The organism is Shewanella sp. 5_MG-2023 (assembly GCF_030547465.1).
Lineage (GTDB): Bacteria > Pseudomonadota > Gammaproteobacteria > Enterobacterales > Shewanellaceae > Shewanella.
In genome coordinates this window covers 39,202-60,498 of record NZ_JAUORC010000005.1, presented here as the reverse complement: position 1 = coordinate 60,498, position 21,297 = coordinate 39,202, and the positions used below count along the sequence as shown (strand labels likewise).

The 21,297-nt window shown below is 39.8% G+C and carries 15 protein-coding genes and 1 pseudogene; 10 read left to right on the top strand and 6 right to left on the bottom strand.

Annotated elements, in window-relative coordinates:
• Positions 1–52 precede the first annotated feature (52 nt).
• Positions 53–241 carry a hypothetical protein gene (locus Q4557_RS03910; protein ID WP_241901111.1) on the top strand — a complete coding sequence of 63 codons (189 nt, stop codon included), beginning with the start codon at positions 53–55 and terminating at the stop codon, positions 239–241.
• Between the two features lie 198 nt (positions 242–439).
• Here the strand turns inward: Q4557_RS03910 and Q4557_RS03905 are convergent, their stop codons facing one another.
• The 3 genes from Q4557_RS03905 to Q4557_RS03895 all read right to left on the bottom strand — a co-directional run bounded on the left by Q4557_RS03905 (position 440) and on the right by Q4557_RS03895 (position 8,890).
• Positions 440–1,489, bottom strand: coding sequence for a hypothetical protein (locus Q4557_RS03905; RefSeq protein ID WP_303410818.1), 1,050 nt, complete (start codon positions 1,487–1,489; stop codon positions 440–442).
• 88 nt (positions 1,490–1,577) lie between these two features.
• The gene (locus tag Q4557_RS03900) at positions 1,578–5,867 is read right to left on the bottom strand and encodes an EAL domain-containing protein (RefSeq protein ID WP_303410816.1); all 4,290 of its coding nucleotides are present in this window, start codon (positions 5,865–5,867) and stop codon (positions 1,578–1,580) included.
• Between the two features lie 290 nt (positions 5,868–6,157).
• Positions 6,158–8,890 carry an insulinase family protein gene (locus Q4557_RS03895; protein ID WP_303410975.1) on the bottom strand — a complete coding sequence of 911 codons (2,733 nt, stop codon included), beginning with the start codon at positions 8,888–8,890 and terminating at the stop codon, positions 6,158–6,160.
• A gap of 374 nt (positions 8,891–9,264) precedes the next feature.
• Here Q4557_RS03895 and sixA point away from each other — a divergent pair, with 374 nt between their 5' ends.
• Positions 9,265–9,738 carry a phosphohistidine phosphatase SixA gene (sixA, locus tag Q4557_RS03890; protein WP_102437476.1) on the top strand — a complete coding sequence of 158 codons (474 nt, stop codon included), beginning with the start codon at positions 9,265–9,267 and terminating at the stop codon, positions 9,736–9,738.
• Between the two features lie 146 nt (positions 9,739–9,884).
• On the opposite strand, the gene smrB is transcribed toward sixA, so the two are convergent.
• Positions 9,885–10,412: an endonuclease SmrB gene (smrB, locus tag Q4557_RS03885; protein WP_102437474.1), complete on the bottom strand. Its 528-nt coding sequence runs from the start codon at positions 10,410–10,412 to the stop codon at positions 9,885–9,887.
• Positions 10,413–10,492: 80 nt separating this feature from the next.
• On the opposite strand from smrB, the gene prmB reads away from it, so the two are divergent.
• From prmB to Q4557_RS03855, 6 genes and pseudogenes are all read left to right on the top strand, one after another.
• A complete protein-coding gene (gene prmB, locus Q4557_RS03880; RefSeq protein ID WP_303410812.1) occupies positions 10,493–11,437 on the top strand; it encodes a 50S ribosomal protein L3 N(5)-glutamine methyltransferase in 945 nt (314 codons plus the stop codon).
• Positions 11,438–11,493: 56 nt separating this feature from the next.
• Positions 11,494–12,588, top strand: a complete 1,095-nt coding sequence (gene aroC, locus Q4557_RS03875) for a chorismate synthase (RefSeq protein WP_102437470.1) — start codon at positions 11,494–11,496, stop codon at positions 12,586–12,588.
• Positions 12,588–13,754, top strand: a complete 1,167-nt coding sequence (locus Q4557_RS03870) for an MFS transporter (protein WP_303410809.1) — start codon at positions 12,588–12,590, stop codon at positions 13,752–13,754. Before aroC ends, Q4557_RS03870 begins: the two co-directional genes overlap by 1 nt.
• A complete protein-coding gene (locus Q4557_RS03865) occupies positions 13,751–14,890 on the top strand; it encodes an ATP-NAD kinase family protein (RefSeq protein WP_102437466.1) in 1,140 nt (379 codons plus the stop codon). Before Q4557_RS03870 ends, Q4557_RS03865 begins: the two co-directional genes overlap by 4 nt.
• Positions 14,891–14,893: 3 nt before the next feature.
• Entirely contained in the window at positions 14,894–15,169 is a 276-nt protein-coding gene (locus tag Q4557_RS03860; RefSeq protein WP_076537149.1) for a YfcL family protein, read from the top strand.
• An 18-nt stretch (positions 15,170–15,187) separates the two neighbouring features.
• A pseudogene (locus tag Q4557_RS03855) lies at positions 15,188–15,709 on the top strand (RNA methyltransferase); the annotation flags it as partial.
• Between the two features lie 102 nt (positions 15,710–15,811).
• Here Q4557_RS03855 and Q4557_RS03850 read toward each other — a convergent pair.
• Together Q4557_RS03850 and mnmC are read right to left on the bottom strand one after the other, a co-directional pair.
• The gene (locus Q4557_RS03850) at positions 15,812–16,351 is read right to left on the bottom strand and encodes a hypothetical protein (RefSeq protein WP_303410805.1); all 540 of its coding nucleotides are present in this window, start codon (positions 16,349–16,351) and stop codon (positions 15,812–15,814) included.
• 33 nt (positions 16,352–16,384) lie between these two features.
• Positions 16,385–18,382, bottom strand: a complete 1,998-nt coding sequence (gene mnmC, locus Q4557_RS03845; protein WP_303410803.1) for an FAD-dependent 5-carboxymethylaminomethyl-2-thiouridine(34) oxidoreductase MnmC — start codon at positions 18,380–18,382, stop codon at positions 16,385–16,387.
• Positions 18,383–18,719: 337 nt separating this feature from the next.
• On the opposite strand from mnmC, the gene fabB reads away from it, so the two are divergent.
• Positions 18,720–19,931 (top strand): beta-ketoacyl-ACP synthase I, encoded by a 1,212-nt coding sequence (fabB, locus tag Q4557_RS03840; RefSeq protein WP_076537142.1) that lies wholly within the window; start codon positions 18,720–18,722, stop codon positions 19,929–19,931.
• Positions 19,932–20,161: 230 nt separating this feature from the next.
• On the top strand, positions 20,162–21,295 hold the full coding sequence (locus tag Q4557_RS03835; RefSeq protein ID WP_102437460.1) for a 4-phosphoerythronate dehydrogenase: 1,134 nt from the start codon (positions 20,162–20,164) through the stop codon (positions 21,293–21,295).
• Positions 21,296–21,297: the final 2 nt, after the last annotated feature.

Here is a 21,297-nt window from a genome sequence, read left to right as displayed (position 1 = left end):
TTAAGAAATGATGTTAACTGAATGAATTGTAGAGGTTTCAGTGGTATTTCTAGTGTTTATTATTTCAATCTTATCGGCGATTTATCTTGGCAATTGTGCTTTTGCTCAAGGTATGGCAGTAAAAAGATGGTCATTTGCCGGTTTGTTGATGGGCCCTCTGGCTTACCCATTGTTCAACAGTCATAAATATTTATTAACCCGTAAACTAGCGGTTAGTAATGAACAGCAACAATACTTTTAGCAAACTCCGCGTATTAAAAAGGGAGCTAATGCTCCCTTTTTCTTTGCCTGTAAAATATCACTACAAGACTTAGTTCCACCATGCTTTAGCTGGGATGACCTCTAGATGCTCAAGGCCTTCAGGTAATTTAACTTTCTTACGTTGCGGCTGTGCAATTCCTAGTGCTTTTAATAAAGAGTTAAACATAATTTTATCTCCTTAAGCGATGCTTGAATTGGTGTATTTAATGTATGGGTTATGCGCTAATTCAGTGGTCGCTTCAGAGTACTTAATATAAGGGCTGTGCGCTAATTCAGTTGTCGCTTCAGAGTACTTAATATAAGGGCTATGGGCTAATTCAGTGGTCGCTTCAGAGTATTTGATATAAGGGCTGTGAGCTAACTCAGTAGTCGCTTCAGAGTACTTAATATAAGGGCTATGGGCTAATTCAGTGGTCGCTTCAGAGTATTTTATATAAGGGCTGTGAGCTAACTCAGTAGTCGCTTCAGAGTACTTAATATAAGGGCTATGGGCTAATTCAGTTGTCGCTTCAGAGTATTTGATATAAGGGCTATGGGCTAATTCAGTTGTCGCTTCAGAGTATTTGATATAAGGGCTGTGAGCTAATTCAGTAGTAGCTTCAGAGTACTTAATATAAGGGCTATGCGCTAACTCAGTCGTTGCTTCTGAGTACTTAATATAAGGGCTGTGAGCTAATTCAGTAGTAGCTTCAGAGTACTTAATATAAGGGCTATGGGCTAATTCAGTGGTTGCTTCAGAGTACTTAATATAAGGGCTATGGGCTAATTCAGTGGTAGTTTCAGAGTACTTGATATAAGGGCTATGGGCTAATTCAGTTGTCGCTTCAGAGTATTTGATATAAGGGCTATGGGCTAATTCAGTTGTCGCTTCAGAGTACTTGATATAAGGGCTATGGGCTAATTCAGTAGTATCTTCAGAGTACTTGATATAAGGGCTGTGCGCTAACTCAGTGGTCGATTCAGAGTATTTGATATAAGGGCTGTGAGCTAATTCAGTGGTCGCTTCAGAGTACTTAATATAAGGGCTGTGAGCTAATTCAGTAGTAGCTTCAGAGTACTTTATATAAGGGCTATGTGCTAATTCAGTACTAGCAGATGCATGATTAATATGTGGATTTCCAATATATTGACCTTGGTTAGGTAGGTTAACTAAAACTGTTTCCGTCGTATTAATAGCAGCGTTAGAAGTTGAAGATAAAATTGCAGCTACGATAATTCCATTAATCATTGTTTAATCTCTCTATTCAGGGTTAATTAAAGTTTTAACTTTTATTTGACATCTGAATAGAGGATTGCAGTTGTTATGCCAATGTTGCTTAAATGGCGGTTTTTTTACTTTGTTTTTTTTGATTGATGTTTAATAATTCGGTGAAATCTTTTTCTGGAACAGGCTTACTAAAGATGTAGCCTTGGATTTCTTCACATTTTAAGGCTTTTAATATATTTAATTGCGCGGTTTCTTCTACACCTTCTCCGACAACAGATAAGCCCATGTTATGTGCGATAGTAATAATGCTATCGACCATTTTTAAATCACGATCTGATTTATCGATATCATCCACAAAAGATTTATCAATTTTCAAACAATGAATTGGGAAATGTTTGAGATATGAAAGCGATGAATACCCAGTACCAAAATCATCAAGGGCTAGAGTCACCCCCATTTGGGCAAGCTGATTCATTACTTTGATGGCATTATCTGGATTTTTAATAATGGTACTTTCAGTAATTTCTAGTTCAAGGTGACAAGCTGGGAGCTTTGTGAGCTCTAATACACTTAATATGCGTTGCTGTAAATCAGGTAGGGCAAACTGTCTTGAAGATAAGTTTATGGCTACACGGCCGTTAAATACACCTTGTTCGCGCCACTTCTGTGCTGCAAAGCAGGCTTTACGTAAAACCAGATCGCCAATTTCGACAATTAAACCATTTTCTTCAGCAAGTGGAATAAATTCATTTGGCGGGATGACACCAAATTCCGGATGAACTAATCTAACTAAAGCTTCCATTCCAGCAAGGCTGTCTTGTTTTAAATCGACTTTGGGTTGGTAATAGACTTCAAAGTAATCTTCTTTTAATCCTTCTCGGATCAAGTTTTCTACTTCTAATTGGCGTAGCGCATTTTTGTTTAAAGACTCTGAATAGAATTGGTAACGATTGCCACCCCCTGATTTGGCATGATACATAGCGATATCTGCTTTTCTTAATAGGGCTTGTTCATTTTGCTCATCTTCAGGGTATAAAACTATCCCGATACTTAAGCTAATAACGAGGGATTCGTTATCAACTTTAAACTCTTGTTTCAATGAGTCTATTATTCGAGAGGCGATAGCCGCACATGAACCAATATCAGGGTTATGGTCAACTAAGATGGCAAATTCATCACCGCCAAGACGATATAAACTAACGTGATTTGGAATATTTTCTTGAAGCCTACGAGCGACATCAATAAGTAACGCATCACCAGTTTGGTGGCCTAGCGAGTCGTTAATACGTTTGAAATTATCTAAATCCAATACCATTAATGTATGGTGGACGTCTTTTTTCACTAGATTGTTCAAGGTTACTTGTAAACTAGAACGGTTAGGTAGCCCGGTGAGCAAATCACTATTGGTTAATTTGCGTAGTTCTTCTTCTTCTTGCTGTTTACGACGAGTAATATCTGAGAATACCCCTACGTAATGACTGGTTTCGCCTTGTTCGTTGTATATAGCATCGACGGTGAGCTCCATTAAGAAATGGCTACCATCTCCGCGATTGGCCTCTACTTCATTACTCCAGCTGCCCTGTTGGGCCAAAGCTGCGTGAATTTGGTTAGAGTAGCTGTCAGGGTAACGAGTAAAGTTAAATAATTGTCCAAGAAATTCAGCTCGGTTTTGGGCGGTTAATTGACAACAAGCATCGTTGACTTCAACAAAATGAAATTTGTCATCTAGAATAAACATGCCTTCAGAAATGTTTTCAATTGCTCTTTCGAATAGTCTTAATTGTTCTTCGGTTTGTTTAATATTATTGATGTTTTTGATGGTACCCGTCATACGCAGCGGTTTTTCTTTGTGATCCCTTTCAACAATTTTTGCTCTATCTAGTACCCAAACCCATTTGTGTTGAAGGCTTTTAACGCGGTATGCAACTTCAAAATGATCTGTTAGCCCTTTAAAGTGGTCATTAAGGGCTGTTTTAACTCTATTTTGATCGAGGGGGTGAATATTGCTTTCTTCTCCAGGTTTTCCTGAGCGATGGCCATCTTGAGGAAACTCTAATGTTCCCCAGATATTGGATCGGTAAATTTCACCGGTTTCAATATCCCAATCCCACATTTCATCACCGCTACCCCATAGTGATAATTTTAATCTTTCTTCACTAAGGGCTATTTGTTTTTGTATTTCTCGTCTGCGTAAAATTGTCTTGGCTATGAGTAGCAATATTAATAAGCCCAATACGGTATAGGATAGTTTTGCTTCAAAAGATAAATACCAAGGTGGGGTAATAGTTACCTTAATCGATTTTGTTGGGCCTTGCTTTCCAGATAAATTATTTACTGCATAGACATTAAAATAGTAAGTACCTGCAGATAGATTCGTGTACGTAGCAGAGTTAGTCTTTTGTGCTGGTAACCAGTCGTCATTTAGTCCTTCCATCTGGTAATAGAAGTCATAGTCTTCAAGGTACTTCCCAGGTGCAATGAAAGTAAATGAGAAAGGGTAGTCTGAGTATTTTAAAGTTATAGAGTCTTGGTTGTTAATTGGTTTTGATAATACATTTCCGCCAACCTTTTCAGAGATGTTAAAAAGTTGAAGATCTATCAAGGATACATTTGAAGAACTACTGCTAATGACTTCATTGTATATTTCTCTAGGGTTAACGATGCTTATCCCGCCCGACCCTGTAAATAAAGCATAATTATCAATTGCTAGTGAACTAACAGAGTTATAGTCACTCTGGGCACCATTTTTATTTGTAATAGTGGTGTTGGATAGGTTTATCTTATTTGTGATATTTATTTCTGTAGCTGAAGACGATACTATGAAGTCGTTAAATATTTCAATTGAAAATACTAATTTATTATTTTTATATATAGTTTTTAGACTAAGATCGTTAGTTGAAAGTTTTATTAGTGAATCCCTTGTTCCAAATAGCAAATTCTCTCCATCCAAAGCAAGACTAGTCACCATACTTGTGCTATATATTTTATCACTTTTATCTTCAGTTATTCTGAATAATCCGCCTTGAGTAGCAGCCCAAAATGTGTCACCCTTTCTTATTAGTTGAAAAATAGGATAACGTTCCCCTGTTTCCATAGATTGAATTATTCTATTGTTTTCTAGGATTAATATTTTCCCATTAATTGTAGATAAATAAATAATTTCTCTAACTTCATCTCTCTTAATGTATGTTATTTTTTCATCTAGTATCTTCTCAATTATTAGAGTGTCTAAATTAACTTTAAACAGTCCGTTTATACTACCTATATATAGTTCTCGCCCTAGTAACTCTATTGACTTTGGACCTGATGCATTATCTAGTTTTATTGAAGATTGCTCTTTTAGTGTACTATCTAATACTTTTACTTCTGATGAATCCATAGCAATAAAAATGTTTTTATTGTCTTTAGTAATTGACCAAATATTATTAGTTACTAGTTTTGAGTTTTTTATTAGATTTTTGCTTCGTTCGATTTTTATCAAACCATCATGAATGTCAGCAACAATAATTGCAGATTTGGTTTCTTTTATCAGTGGACGCTTGATTGCGCCTTCTTTATTAATGTACCCTAGTTTTTTTATTTCTTTTTTAGATGAAAAAGTTACAATGCTTGAACCTGCTATTGATATTAATTCGTTTTTATTTAGAGAGCTTTCCAAGTATGTTAAAGCGAGATCTGAAAATTTAGTTGTAGTATTGTTTTTGAAACTGTATAAACCATCATTTGTTGAAATAATTAATTCATCATTTAACCTAGCTATATCATTGGAGTGATGCCCGACAATTGTTAAGTCATTTTCAAACAGTTTAAAAACCTGACCATTATAGTTTCTTATAAAAAAATTATCACCAATTTGAATTATTCGTTTTACCTCATGTAACACTTTACTTTCAAAACTCCAGATTACTCTATTTAATTTCTCATTTAGGATGATAACCTTGTTGTTGAGACCTAGAGCAATGCCTTCAGAGAGGTGGGATAGGTACCAAATTGATTCATCAATTTTTTTACCTTCTATTAAAATAGGGTTAAATTTTTCAGAATTCTCATCAAAGACAACAAGCCCTTTATCGGTACCAACAATGAGTCTATTTTTTTTATCAATTAGCAATGTTTTTACGAATGAACTAGGTAAACTGGATTGGCTGTCATCTGCATAGAAATGTTTAAAATTAACACCGTCAAACCGATTAAGCCCATTGACGGTACCAAGCCATATATAACCCTGCCTATCTTCTACAATACTAGTGACATTTGATTGTGATAAGCCGTCTTCAACATTATATCGATCGGTATTTAGGACTAATTCATAGTCATCTGCGCCAGCAGACATAGCTGAGTGAGAAATGCTTTGAAGAATAAAAAATGCGCATATTAAGAATGGTCTAATCATTGACATATTAAGGATACTTTTGTCTGCTGCAATTGATAATTATTTACAATAAAGTACCACTTTTTCAGAAAGTTAAGCCTTTGTCAAAAAATGGTTGATTTCTAAGGTTGTGAATGATCAGTATAGTGTTTTCTTTGTAGGGCATATAGTGTTTATTTAGTGTTATTTGTTTCATAATTATCTAATTTTAACGTTTTTATAGCGTATTCCACTGGGTTGCTGTATTTATGCGCAGTTTAGTAAAGTAGTAACAATTAATTATGTGATTAAGTTACGGGTGAAAAATATTACGTTTCTCAAAAATTAAACTTCTCTGCTTGCTGCTTAAAGCCTTTCAAGTCTGTTATCACTTGAGTGTTAGCAATAGGCTCAAGTTGTTGATGCTGCTCTCCAACATTAAATAACACTAATCGGTCACTGTGCTTTGAGCGCATATTTTCTACGATAAACTTAATCAAATCAGCGCGGGTGAGCTTTTTAATTTCCTCTATTACTTTTTCCCTTTGATTAAATTCATAATCACGATTACCAAGACAGACCCAGTAGCGTTGGCTTCGGCTTTTCAAACTAGCATCTTTTTCTGAAATTTGGTTGATCAAACCTTGCTTAGTAGCTTCCCACTGCCCCTTGGTTATCTGCATGACTGCATAGTTAAAGTCCGCGATAAATTCATCGATGGCTTCAAGAAGCTTTCGTGGCGCAGTTGTGGGTGATTGGATGTAGAAAATCATCCCCGGGTGTCGATTTAAAGGTAAATAGCCCGTTCCGACCATATAGCCAAGTTGTTTTTCTGTTCTGAGTTCATGGAAAAATGTCGAAGACATCGTATGATTTAATAAACTAAACAGCCCAATTTGATGGGGAGTTGTTTGTTTTGATTGGTAGTAAATAATGATCGCGCTGTCTTGATGCTCAATGTTGAGTTCGCGCATTAACATGCCGCGATTAGACAGATTAATGAGTTCGCGACTAGATTCGTTACTGGGCTTTGTTACCAATGACAGAACCTGTTTTAAGCGTCTCGCCAGTTGCTGGGCTTCACTCGCTAACCAGTCACCATAGACTAAACCTTCAACATAAATTTTTTCATAAAATGCCCCTACGTGTTCATGTAATTCATCTAGTGTCACTTCCTCTAGCATTTCTGCCATTCTAGTGGGCTCGTAAGAGCGTTTCTGCAGTGTCACAGTCAAGCTAGTGAAGAGCTGCGCGATGGGTTTGGCTTGGGCTGCGTTAGTCCAACTGCGGATAAGCTGCTTTTTGATAAGCTTAAACCTATCTTGGGTAAAGTTTCGCTCTCTGGCTTTTTCAATTACTAAAGCTAATAGCGTTTCTTGATTACCGGTAAAGCCGGTTAGATGCAGTGTTATTCCACCTTGATGAGGGTAAATATTATAATTTAGTCCTGCTACTTCAGCCTGATAAGTGGCTTCAGCGAGGTAATCTAGCACCATCTCAACATACAGTCTTGTTAACGCGGCATGCTTTGGGGTGGGGCTAGCTTGATCTGAGTCCAAGGATAAATATAAATGTCCTTTGGGTACGTTAAACTCATCATCTTTACGATGCCAAAAACGGTAACCTTCATCTTCAGCCACAATGGTCGGCACAGCACTGGTACTTAGTTCACTTCTAGCTTGTGGGTCGTCAACGATAAAAGGATTTTTAAGGGGTAATTTTAGTTCTTTTCTTGGTTTTACCTGCTGCCAATGGGCCACTTTTTCTTTTGAGATCTCCTCAATAGAGTAAGGGGTAAAATACCATTGCGCCTGAGTGTCAGTACTTACTTCCTTTGAGAGTAACTGAGTACGCATGTTGTTAGGATTAAAATAATGAAGTAACTCAAGAGTTTCGGTCTCAATAAGTTTATCCATTCGGTAATCACCGTAAACCACATCTTCAACATCATAGTGCTGCATGTTGATACTAAGGTGGCTGGCAAGATCTAGATTTTTGATTTGTTCTTGAAATTTAAAGGCTGTAGATAACAGGCTTGCTCTTTCTTGATAACGCCAAGGCTCAATGCCTGACTCTTTAATTAATTCAAGGTATTCAAATGTGCAGGTTACGATTTCATCAACTTGCGTTAAACCTTTGTCGGTTAGCTGGATACTGATGCTGTAATCTTTGAAGTTGTAACCACTGACCCCACCACCTGCCGATAAATTATTGGCTAGACCATGCTCTTTTAAATATGACAGTAAACTACCAGGACTTTCATTGCCTAATAAGTGACTAATGAAAGTCAGTGGTTTGGTTTTATAAAAAGGTTCCATGCTAGGCAGGGCAAAACTAATATTGAGCCTCTTTTGCTCTTTTACTGGCATGATATTAATTTTTTTTAGTAATAACTCTTGGCTTAAATAAGGGGTGTCAGGGTAGCTCTTTATTATCTTTTTATTATTAATAGCACTGAAATATTGTTGTACTTTTTTAGCTTGCTGGTCTACCGATAGCGGCGATATTAGGCATAATGTCATAATGTTGGCGCTGTATTTTTCTTGATAGAAATCCAGTAATTCTTGGCGCACATCAGCTTCGTCGCCTGCTAAGGTTTGCAGATTGCCCACTGAAAATTTACTGAATGGATGTGCTGGATTGATTGATTCTTTTTGTACTTGGTAAACCCGTCTAATATCGTCTTTAAGCTTTAAACTGTATTCAGAATCAATGGCATGCCTTTCTCTATCAACGAGTTCTAAGTCAAATTTAGGAGCGATAAAAAATTGACTAAATCGGTCTAAAGATTCTTCAAATTGCTCAGCATCAATACTATAGAAAAAATTAGTTTGTTCAGTGCCTGTCCAAGCGTTGTTGGTACCACCATGGTGATTGATAAACTGATGATATTCACCAGAATCTGGATACTTTTCAGTGCCTAAAAACAGCATATGCTCTAAAAAGTGCGCCATGCCGGGTCGCGAAGTGGGGTCGTCAAAGTGACCCACAGATACGGTCATGGACGCTGCCGCATGGGTAGCCTTGGTATCTTCAACTAATAACACCCGCAATTCATTTTCCAAAACCATATATTGGTATTGGCGATGATCATTTGGGCTTTTCACTATTTCAGGCTGTGTAGTGTCTGGTTTTATGGTCAAGATAATGCTCCAGATGAGAAGGCACTGTATAACGACTTGAGTAACTACTTGGGTTCTTTGTTGCTCACTTTGCAACTATTAAAAAAGTAGTTTGAATATATATAGTGATATTGTTAGCGGTTTTTAGCAACTTTTAGTCACACTGTTGAAAGAGTTTAATAGCTTTTCAGAATAATACGCATAAAATTCATAGAAACATCGACTAAAGACTAATTAATTTTACTTCATAGTTTCTTTGTGGATGAATTATTTAAGGCTACAATTAGCCAATAAACACTATAATAATGAGTAGCGAGAGAAGTATGCAGCTATTTTTAATGCGCCATGGCGAAGCAAGTTTTGACGCCCCATCTGATAGAGAGCGTATGTTATCTCAAGTTGGGCGTAATCAATCAAATACCATGGCCAATTGGTTAACGCAGAAAGTAAACAGTGTCGATTTAGTGATAGTAAGTCCTTACCTAAGGGCACAACAAACATGGCAAGAAGTGGCTAAACATCTACCGGAACCAAACAAATGGTTAGTGTTAGATGATATAACGCCTTCTGGCAGCCCTCAAATCGCTGTTGATGCTATTTTAGCTTATGCTGAACATTACAATGCTCAAAAGGTGTTAGTTATCGCTCACATGCCTATTCTAGGTTATATGGTCAGTGAATTAGTTGCAGGTATGGAGCCTCCGATATTTGCTACATCGGCTATTGTATCGATTGATAAAAACGAACACGGTTTTCATTTTGAGCTAATGCAAACCCCAACTCAAATAAGCGCTTAAGTTCTTCCAATGAGTGATTGGTAACTGTAACTGCAGTTATTGAATCTTGGTTGAGTATTTAATATAAAAGAGCCTTTTAAGGCTCTTTTTAGTTTTGGCTCAAGATAATTATTTAAATGCTTGTCGTTATTAACTGTAAATAGCCGCTATCTTCTATGGGGATGCTCACCAATATCAATCAATACCAGTAGCGCAGCATCAGCGCCCCATTCTTTGGTGGCTTGATGAAAGGCTTTGACTTTTGGGTGTTGAGCCAGCCACATGGGTAATTGCTGTTTTAAAATCCCTGAGCCATAGCCGTGCATGACGCAGCAACAGATAACATGCTGTTTCACACAGGCTTGTATTAAGGCTGCAAGCTCAAGTTTAGCTTCAGCTTGTCGCATGCCGTGCAAATCAAGTAACAAGTCAGGTTGGTAATCACCACGGCGAAGTCGTTTTAATTCAATCTTTTCAACACCATCGTTTAACCAGCGCATCGGCCCTTCAACGGGGAGTAACGGCTGATAGTTATCTGAAAAATAACTGTCGGCATAAACCTGCTGTTCTTTGATTTCGACTTGTTGTTTAGTTTTGACTGACTGTTTAAAATGATGCTTATCTTGGTTTAATGGCCTAATACCATCCAAGTGCTCTGAAAACAGTGCAAAGTCAGGGTTATTTTCTTTATTCATGCTGCTATTGTATTGAATTCTAGGTCATCTTAATAGACTTCAGTTACAATGTGCGGGAACAATTTTTCAGGAGCGATGTTTTGGATAAAATCTTTGTAGATGAAGCTGTCACCGAATTAAGAACCGTTGGCGATATGTTACGTTGGGCCGTTAGCCGTTTTAACGATGCCAACATTTATTATGGTCACGGAACTGATAATGCTTGGGACGAAGCGATTGCTTTGGTTTTTTACGCACTGCACCTTCCTGAAGAAATCGGCCAGCAAGTGGTTCATGCCAATTTAACCAGCAGTGAAAAGCATAAAATAGTGGAATTAATTATTCGCCGTGTTCGTGAGCGTCTACCTGTTCCATATTTGACTAATAAAGCACGCTTTGCTGATTTAGAGTTTTATGTTGATGAACGTGTGTTAGTACCACGTTCTCCAATTGCTGAAATGATCAACAATAATTTCAGCCCTTGGCTTTATAACAAGCCAGTTCATCGTGTGATGGATTTATGTACCGGCAGTGGCTGCATCGCAATTGCGTGTGCCTATGCATTTGAAGATGCAGAAGTCGATGCATTAGATATCAGTGAAGATGCACTTGAAGTTGCTCAAATTAATATTGAATCCTTAGACGTGCTAGATCGTGTTTTCCCTATTCAGTCAAATATCTTTTCTGCTATCCCAAAAGGGCCGCAGTACGATTTGATCGTATCTAATCCACCATACGTAGATGAAGAAGATATTGGCGATATGCCAGATGAATATCATCATGAGCCTGCCATTGGGCTGGCATCGGGTCGTGATGGTTTAGATTTAACCAAGCGTATTTTAGCTAATGCATCAGACTACCTAACAAAAGATGGTCTGTTAGTGGTTGAAGTGGGTAACTCAATGGTGCATTTAATTGAGCAGTTCCCAGACGTACCATTTACATGGGTTGAGTTTGAACATGGCGGCGATGGCGTGTTTGTATTGACTTATGATCAGCTAGTTGAAAATGAATCACTTTTCGCCATCTACAAAGATAGTGAATAATAGGGATAGTGAATAATAGCTATTAGCATAAAATTTAGCTGAGGTAATCAGAACGCATGTCAGGAAATAGTATTGGTCAAAACTTTGTAGTGACTACCTTTGGAGAAAGTCACGGTGTCGCGTTAGGTTGTATTATTGACGGTTGCCCTCCAGGGCTTGAGTTAACCGTTGAAGATATGCAGCATGATCTCGATCGTCGCCGCCCTGGGACATCTCGTTATACCACCGCGCGTCGCGAAGCTGATGAAGTTCGTATTTTGTCAGGGGTATTTGAAGATAAAACTACCGGTACATCGATTGGCTTATTGATTGAAAATACCGATCAACGTAGCCAAGATTACTCAAATATTAAAGACTTATTCCGTCCTGGTCATGCTGATTACACTTACCAGCAAAAATATGGCTTGCGTGATTATCGTGGTGGTGGACGTTCATCAGCGCGTGAAACGGCGATGCGAGTTGCTGCTGGCGCTGTAGCTAAAAAATATTTAAAGCAAGTACATGGTATTGAAATCCATGGTTACATGTCTCAGCTAGGTCCTATCTGCGCTGAATCAGTTGATTTAAATGAAGTTGAGCAAAATGCCTTTTTCTTCCCTGATGCCAGTAAGCTTGAGCAACTAGACGAATACATGCGTGATTTGAAAAAATCTGGCGATTCAGTCGGTGCTAAAATTACCGTGGCAGCAACAGGTGTTCCTGTTGGTTTAGGCGAGCCAGTATTTGACCGTTTAGATGCCGATATTGCTCATGCGTTAATGGGTATCAATGCGGTTAAAGGCGTTGAAATTGGTGATGGCTTTGGTGTGGTAACCCAAAAAGGCTCAGAAGGACGTGATTTAATGTCGCCAGCAGGATTTGAGTCTAACCATGCGGGCGGAGTACTTGGCGGTATTTCTTCTGGTCAGCCTGTTGTTGCGCATATTGCATTAAAACCAACTTCTAGTATTTCAGTACCTGGTCAAAGTATGACTGCTCAAGGTACCACAGCAGATGTGGTCACTAAAGGTCGTCATGATCCATGTGTTGGTATTCGTGCTGTACCGATTGCCGAAGCCATGCTGGCTATCGTATTGATGGATCACTTACTTCGTCATCGCGCGCAAAATCAGGACGTGGTTTCCCAAACCCCTGTCATCGGAATGAAGTAATGCCTAATTTGTTAAGCACTGAGCCAAAAGCAGTTTGGCTCAGTGCTTGTTATTTCTTTTTCTTTTCCATCCTCGGTTTAATGGTTCCTTATCTCGGTGTGTTTTTCGATAACCGAGGCTACAATGCGCAAGAAATTGGTTTTCTCATGGCAATACTCATGGGAACACGCATCATTGCACCTAACGTTTGGGCGTTTGTCGCTGATAGAACGGGCATGCGCAGTGAGTTAGTTAAGTTTGGATCAGCTGCCGCGGCGATAACTTACATCAGTTTTTTCTTTGATGCTGGTGTGGTTTACCTTGCCATTAGCTTGTTTATCTATACCTTTTTTTGGAATGCAATTCTCGCTCAGTTAGAAGTGATTACCCTTGAAAGTTTGGGTGATGAAGCGCATCGCTATGGCGCGATTCGAAGCTGGGGCAGTGTCGGTTACATTTGTTTAGTGGTGGCTGGTGGCTTTGCTATCAGCCAGTTTGGCGCTGACATATTGCCCTCAATTGGCATGCTGTTATTCATCGGTATGTTTTTGTGTTCCTTGGCGTTGCCTGCTAATCGAGTCAACGTTGCTGACGCATCTTTAAGGCCCCCTTTAAAAATTACCGCGCCTATATTTTGGTTTTTAGTCTCAGCCTTATTATTACAGATGAGTGTTGGGCCATTTTATGGCTTCTTCGTACTTTACCTAAAGCAAGCGGGTTACTCTGAAGCGAGCGCGGGGTTATTTGTCGCTTTTGGTGTTGTGGTCGAGATCTTAATGTTCATGCTAGCACCAAGGTTACTGGGTCGGTTTGGGGTTAAATTATTACTGCTACTCAGTGTGGCATTAACGGCTGTTCGTTGGTTGTTGTTAGCTTATGGGGTTGATAGCATCTTTATTTTATCCATTAGCCAAGCGCTGCATGCCTTTACTTTTGGTTTAACCCATGCGGCTTCTATTCAGTTTATTCATCGTAATTTTGATATTGCCCATCGCAGCAAAGGCCAAGCCATGTACGCCAGTATCAGCTTTGGTTTTGGTGGCGCGCTCGGTATTTGGATAAGCGGGCTTATTTGGGGTGATGGTTCTGGCTCTACCAATACTTGGATTTTTGCCGCTATGTGTGCATTTTTATCTATGCTTGCCGTTATGGCCATTTCAGAGAAAAAAAAGGACGTTATTTCGTGAAGCGTTTTCGTTTAGGTTTGATTATCAATCCGCTTGCTGGATTAGGTGGTAGTGTCGGGTTAAAAGGCTCTGACGGTGTTGCGACGCAAGCTATTGCAAAAGGCGCTGAGCCCAAAGCGCAGCTTAGAATGCAACAAGCTTTAGAGGTTGTGCTGCCATTTAAAGATCAAATCGATATTATTACCGCATCCGGCGCGATGGGGCATGATTTAGCCCAACAGCTTGGGTTTAATACTGAGTGCGTTTATCAGTCTGCGAATATAACCGAAGCCAAAGACACTCAATCAGCCGTTAAAGCACTGATCAATGAATCGTTAGATTTACTGTTATTTGCCGGTGGTGACGGCACTGCCAGAGATATTTATAGTGTCATTGAGCAAGATGATACTGCGCTTTTACCTGTGTTAGGTGTGCCTGCTGGGGTTAAGATTCACTCTGGGGTGTATGCGATTACCCCCCATGCTGCCGGTGTTGTGGTTGAAATGCTGTTAAAACGTGAATTGGTGAGCTTGATGGACGCTGACGTGATGGATATTGATGAAGTGGCGTTTAGGCAAGGTGTGGTAAAAGCTAAACGATACGGTGAAATGCAGGTGCCTGCAGAGCCACGTTATATTCAAGCGGTAAAAATGGGCGGCAAGGAAGTCGATGAACTGGTGTTAGCTGATATCGCAGCTGATGTGATTAGTCAGATGGAAGATGAGCTGTATATCATAGGCAGTGGCTCTACTGTTGCTGCGTTAATGGAAGAGCTCAATATTGATAACACCTTATTAGGTGTTGATGTGATTCATGATCAAACCTTAGTAGCCAGTGATGTTACTGCTAAGCAGTTAATTGAGCTTACTCAGCATAAACCCACAAAACTGGTTATTACCCTCATTGGCGGTCAAGGCCACATATTAGGTCGAGGTAATCAGCAGTTGTCTCCAGAGCTAATAAAACAAGTTGGTAAAGACAATATTATTATCCTTGCTACAAAAACTAAGTTAAAAGCACTTGAAGGCAGGCCATTAATTGTGGATAGTGGCGACCCAGAATTAGATAGAGAGCTTACGGGCTATTATAAAATTGTTACTGGATACCACGATTACGTGATGTACCAAGTGGCAAATCCAGATTTATCGGAGAGCTAAACCATGTTAGAAAAATATGATGCTGCATTAGAGTCATGGATTGAAAGTAACGTTGCCCATGGCGATGATGATGCGTTATTTGCCAGTGGTTATTTGCAAGGCCATATCGCTGTTGTATTGTCACAGCTTGAGCAAGAGCAGACTTCTGGCATCGATGCATTAGATGATAAAATGGTCGATTGTTTAGCGCTAGCAAACGATGAACTAGATGAAGCAGATTTCAGTCTAGTCAAGGCTGCATGGTTACAGCTTCGTCAAATTATTAGCGACATTAAATAATCTATGACTAAGCAAACTGTTTCAATTGGGCTTGTTAACCCAAAAACACCAGTAAATGTTGGCGGCATTATGCGCGCTGCTGGCTGTTACCGAGCTAATTCGGTTTTTTACACTGGCAATCGTTATGCATTGGCGGCACGTTCTGGTGAAGCGCAATATGACATCGATACCAAAAATGCGGCCGCTACTATTCCGCTCACCGCTGTTGAGTCTTTACTTGAGCAAGTGCCACAAGGCGCAAAAATCATTTGTGTTGATCTAGTGGTTGGCGCAACGCCGCTGCCTTTGTTTGAGCACCCGCAAGATGCATTTTATATTTTTGGCCCTGAAGATGGCACCATACCCCAGCAAATTATCGATGCCGCGGATGATGTGGTTTATGTGCCAACTGTCGGTTGTATGAACTTAGCTGCGTCAGTGAATGTATTGCTTTATGACCGCTTATCAAAAAGTACTCAAATAGCGGCAGACGATGAATTAATTCGTGAAAGTCGCGACAATAATAATCGTACCAAAGTCAAAACTTGGCTAAAAAAGTAAACGGTTAATTGGATCAGCGTTAATCGCCTGGTAATAACTAAAGCTCAATAAGATAATGTCCTATTGAGCTTTTTTATGCCTGATTTTTAGATGCTTAAGTGGCTATTTGTTGTATTTGTTCAAAAAAGAGCTTAAATATTCCAAGCCACTTTTTTGTGTTGTTACTTGTGTTGTTACTTGTGTTGCTACTTGAGTTTCTGCTTGTGCATAGGCTCGAGTTAGCTCAGCTTGTAAGCAGTGATAAATTGCAGTTTCATGTTCTGCTATAAGTTCAAATGTCGGTGCTAATTGACGGCTCTCTTGACTATCTTGAAGCTGACATTGCTGTAACCATTGTCGATATTTTACTTCATAAGGTTCAACCCATTGGCTTAAGGTCTGCATTAATTCAAGCCAAGGTAAGTCGATCCACTTTTTGGCATCGTCATCGCCTTGTGCGGTTAATTCAGCGGTTTTAAACACATATTTTTGAGGTTGTTTCAAAAGATGCTGTAGTAATAACTCTGCGGTAACCGTTTCTACTTCCACTAACGCCTTCCAGAGCTTATTTTGCTCATCATTATCGTCAACATTTTCAAAGTAACTAAAAAATGCAATGCCGTAAATCTCGCCTTCGTAAGCTTGATGGATTAGATGATTCATTGTTATCTCTGTCGATTGAATTAAAACGCTCAATTAGCTTAACGCTTTACCTTTGAGTAACTTTCTTAACCACATTCGATTGGGGTTAAGCATTGCCAGCATTTCATAGCTAAGTGGTGGCGTGTGATTGCATATCATTGCCGCTAATGCCTCTGCAGCTAAAGGCCCAGAACTTAGGCCTCTTGAGCCTAGTCCTCCCAAAATGAATAAATTGTCATAGCTTGGTGCTTGGTGTTGCTGCCAAAACTTTCGGCTAGCGGGACTATGCTGATGTTGCTCTAATGGCTGCTGATTATATTGGGCATAAATGGCTTCAACATTAGGGGCGAGTCCCATCATAGGGCAATGATCACGAGTAACCATTCTAACGCCCACTCTGGCGCTGGCAGCTGATACATCAATATCGCACAGCCAGTTACGCTCAGGAAAACTCTGATGCATTTTTTGGGCATTTTCTAATTGCTCAGTGGGACTGTAATCTACATTATCGGGCGACTTTACATAGCTTGCCCCAACACAGTGGCGCTGATTATTACTGGGAGTGAGATAGCCGTGGGCGCAAATCACCGTATCAAGTTGAGCCAGTTCACCTTGGCTGGGTATATGGCTCACTTGGCCACGAAAGCCTGTGACCTGTAATAATTTAGTTTGTTTAAAATCAGTTAATTGAGCCCCTGAAGCGATGACGACTATACCATGCCTAAAGCTATCATGTTGCTCGTTGTCATGACTGGCGTTAAGTTGCCAGTAAGCACTCTGAGAGGGCACTTTGCCATCTTGTGTTAAGTCAATGTCGTGCTCAAGGCTGTTAACCCGTTCAGGACTGTTAACTCGCTCAAGGCTGTTAACGCGCTCAAGGCTGTTAATTTTAGTGTTGAGCTTAATTATTAATTTACAGCCATTTTTTTCTGCAACTGAAGTGGCATGAGCAATGGCTGCCTGAGCAAATTCAAAAGGGCAGATCCAACCAGCCCAAGGATAGTAAAAGCCATTTTTGTTGATGTCGATTTTTGCCAGTTGATTGGCTTGCTCAGCGTTAACACTGAAAGCAATTTCTTTTGGCCACTGCTGACCAAGCATAATTTTATTCAGTCTGGCATCACTGCGCTCATCAAACCCAGTTTGCAGTACACCACAAAATTGATGGTCAATCTGGTGACCTAACGCTGTTAATTGCTGCAACCTACGGCGACTGAATAAAAAAGCTTGTTGAAAGTACTGACTCATCAGGTTGTTATCAGGAGTGAGTAGGGGATAAATAGCGCCTTGCTTATTACCCGATGCGCCATCAGCCAATTGGTTATCTTTGCAATAAATGGTGACACTCTGCCCACGTTCAATCAGTGATAACGCCAAATGGGCTGCAGCTATACCGCCACCAATAATGGCGATAGTGTCGTCACTGCTTTGATGATGTTCACTGCAAGGGCTCAAGCAATAGGCGTAATGGCTATCAGTACTGCGGCGCAGCGCTTGGCGCTCTTGTAAGGCAATAGAATCGTGTTTTTGAGTATCAGGTTGACATTCACTTTTCTGGTTAAAAATATTATTTACGCCAAAACCGCTTCTGCTGGCTAATAGGTTAAGTTGTTTAAAGCTCGTTGCGTTATCATTGTCACTGGCAGAGTCAAAATAGTGAATATTGGCTGTATCTTCACTCAGTCTGCCCATTTGCCACAGTAACTTTTCACTAAGGTATTGATCTATATATTGGCTTGTAATCGTATGAGGTAAGCAATGCCAGTTTGATATCAACATTTTTTCGGCGTTGGGAATACCTTGGCAATTTTCTAACAATGAACCGAAATACAGATCAACAGTGAATAAACCTTTGGCTAACACCAATCTTTGGCAACCAGATATTTTGGCGATACAAGCTTGCTGAAGGACTAATGCTAATTCATAAAATGGATCTTGTTTATCAAGATGTTGATGTAAAAAGCCTAATTCAGCTGAATTTATAGGATTAGGTTCAAATATGCTGAGCAGTGTTTTTTGGTTTTTTGTTAGAGATAACTGCCATAGTGACATGAGCTCCATACCAATACCGAAGCCTATTTGAGCAATCGATAAGGTTTTATTTGAGACTGCTGCATCAGACAGGACAGTTTGATGATAATGCCTTATGCTAGAGGCATAATCAGGATTTTGACAGTAACTACTTGGATATTTGGCCGAAAATGTTGCACAATCTCGGTTTATAAAAAGGAAGTCAGTGGTTAATTTGGTCAAAGTTCGTTACTCAAAATGATTCAATTGAGATTATTTTACCTGTGTTTGCTGAAAGCTGACCACTTTATTCATCTAAAGCGGATATCATTGCCACAGCAAAATTAGGTACTGACATGTACAAAATGGATAGCATAAAATGAAAAGAGTCGTAATTACAGGTTTAGGTGTTGTTTCTAGCATCGGTAATAACAAGCAAGAAGTGACAGAGTCATTGAAAGCTGGACGTAGTGGTATCACCCATTCAGATCAATTTGAAGAAATGAAATTACGTAGTCATGTTTGGGGGGATATCAAATTAAACCCTGCTGAGCATATTGACCGTAAGGCATTACGCTTCATGGGAGACGCAGCAGCTTACGCTTATATTGCAATGCAAGAAGCAATCAGTGATGCTAATTTGACAGAAGAGCAGTATTCTCACCATCGCGTGGGTTTAGTGGTCGGTACTGGCGGCGCATCATCTAAAAATCAAGTACAAGCAGCTGACACCTTACGTGAAAAAAGCGTAAAACGTGTTGGCCCTTATATTGTACCGCGCATTATGGCCAGTACGGCGAGTGCTTGTTTAGCGACCCCATTTAAAATTAAAGGTATGAATTATTCAATTAGTTCTGCTTGTGCAACTTCAGCACATTGTATTGGCCATGCAGCTGAGCTTATTCAAATGGGTAAGCAAGATATGGTATTTGCTGGTGGTGCAGAAGAACTAGATTGGACCCTAACCATGGGCTTCGATGCTATGGGGGCATTGTCAACTAAGTATAATGACACGCCTGAAAAGGCTTCACGTACTTACGATGCTGACCGTGATGGTTTTGTTATCTCTGGTGGCGGCGGGATTGTTGTCGTTGAAGAGTTAGAGCATGCATTAGCTCGTGGCGCAAAAATCTATGCGGAAATCATTGGTTATGGCGCATCTTCTGATGGCTACGACATGGTTGCACCGTCAGGTGAAGGTGCTGTGCGTTGTATGCAAATGGCGCTAGCTGATGTTGATACCCCAATTGATTATATCAATACTCATGGTACTTCAACCCCAGTTGGTGATGTGCGTGAGCTTGAAGCTTTGCGTGAGGTTTTTCCGACAGACATGCCTCCAGTTGCATCAACTAAATCATTGACTGGCCATGCATTAGGTGCAGCCGGTGTTCACGAGGCCATTTATAGCTTAGTGATGATGGAAGATAGCTTTATTGCACCAAGTATCAATATCGATACCTTGGATGAACAAGCCGTTGGTATTCCTTTAGTCACTGAGTATCGTGATGCAAAGCTAACGACTGTGATGAGCAACAGCTTTGGCTTTGGTGGCACTAATGCCACTTTGGTTATGCGCAAGTATAAATAAGCTTAGACAGCGACTTTATTAGTCGTTCGTATAAAGTAATCAAAGCCTTCTAGTCGACAGACTAGAAGGCTTTTTTGTGTTTTTTGACCTTTAAAGCAGATTAAAACTATTTTTACACATAGCTAATCAATGCGGCTCGAAAACAATATTTCTAATTCATTGATACCTATGCATTCTAATAACTTGATAGAATAAGCAGATAATCACAGTATTTATGGCTAATTACACTTATGAAAATCGTTGCCGATGAAAACATGCCTTATGTGGAAGCCTTATTTGGGCACCTAGGGACAATTGAGCGCGTAAATGGTCGCTCATTAGCACCAGAGCAACTGATTGATGTTGACGTGCTGCTAGTTCGTTCAGTTACTAAGGTCAATCAAGGCTTATTGTCTAAAGCAAACAAATTACTGTTTGTTGGCAGTGCCACCATAGGTACCGACCATATTGATTTAGCCTATCTTAAGCAGCGTAATATCCCGTTTACTAATGCCCCTGGATGCAATGCCACAGCGGTGGGCGAGTATGCTTTTATCGCCATGCTTGAATTGGCTAAACGCTTTAAGCAGCCAATAAAAAATAAAGTTGTTGGCATTGTCGGTGCGGGTAATACCGGTTCAGCATTAGAAAAGTGCCTAAACGCTTATGGCATGAAAGTACTGTTATGTGATCCTATTTTAGAAAAAAGTGCTGCGGATGAACGCCAGTTCGTGTCATTAGATACCATAATCGAGCAAGCCGACATCATCAGTTTACATGTGCCAATTACCAAAGAAGGCGCAGATAAAACCTGGTATTTATTCGATGAAGCTCGATTACTGCAGCTAAGAGAAAATACCTGGTTATTAAATTGCTGCAGAGGTGAGGTCATTGATAACCGAGCCTTGATAAAAGTTAAGCGTCTACGTGACGATTTAAAACTGGTTTTAGATGTATGGGAAGGTGAGCCACACCCAATGGCTGAGCTGGTGCCGTTAGCTGAATTTGCGACTCCTCACATTGCTGGATATAGCTTAGAAGGCAAAGCTCGGGGCACCTTTATGTTGTTTGAAAAATTGTGTGACATCCTAAAGTTGCCCCATGAGAAATCAGTATCGAGCCTGTTACCGTCATTTTTTATTAATCAATTATCCGTGGCAGAGCAACCGACAGAAAGTCAGTTACTTACCCTTGCTAGACAGGTTTATAACCTCAAAGATGATGACGAATTATTTAGAAAAACCTTTCTAAATCACAATGGCTTCGATCATATGAGAAAAAATCACACTCATCGACGTGAATTTAGTGCATTGTCGCTAGTCAACACGGGTGCTTGTAAGGTAAATTGGGTCTATAAATTAGGTTTTTCAGGAGTCGAGCGTTAATT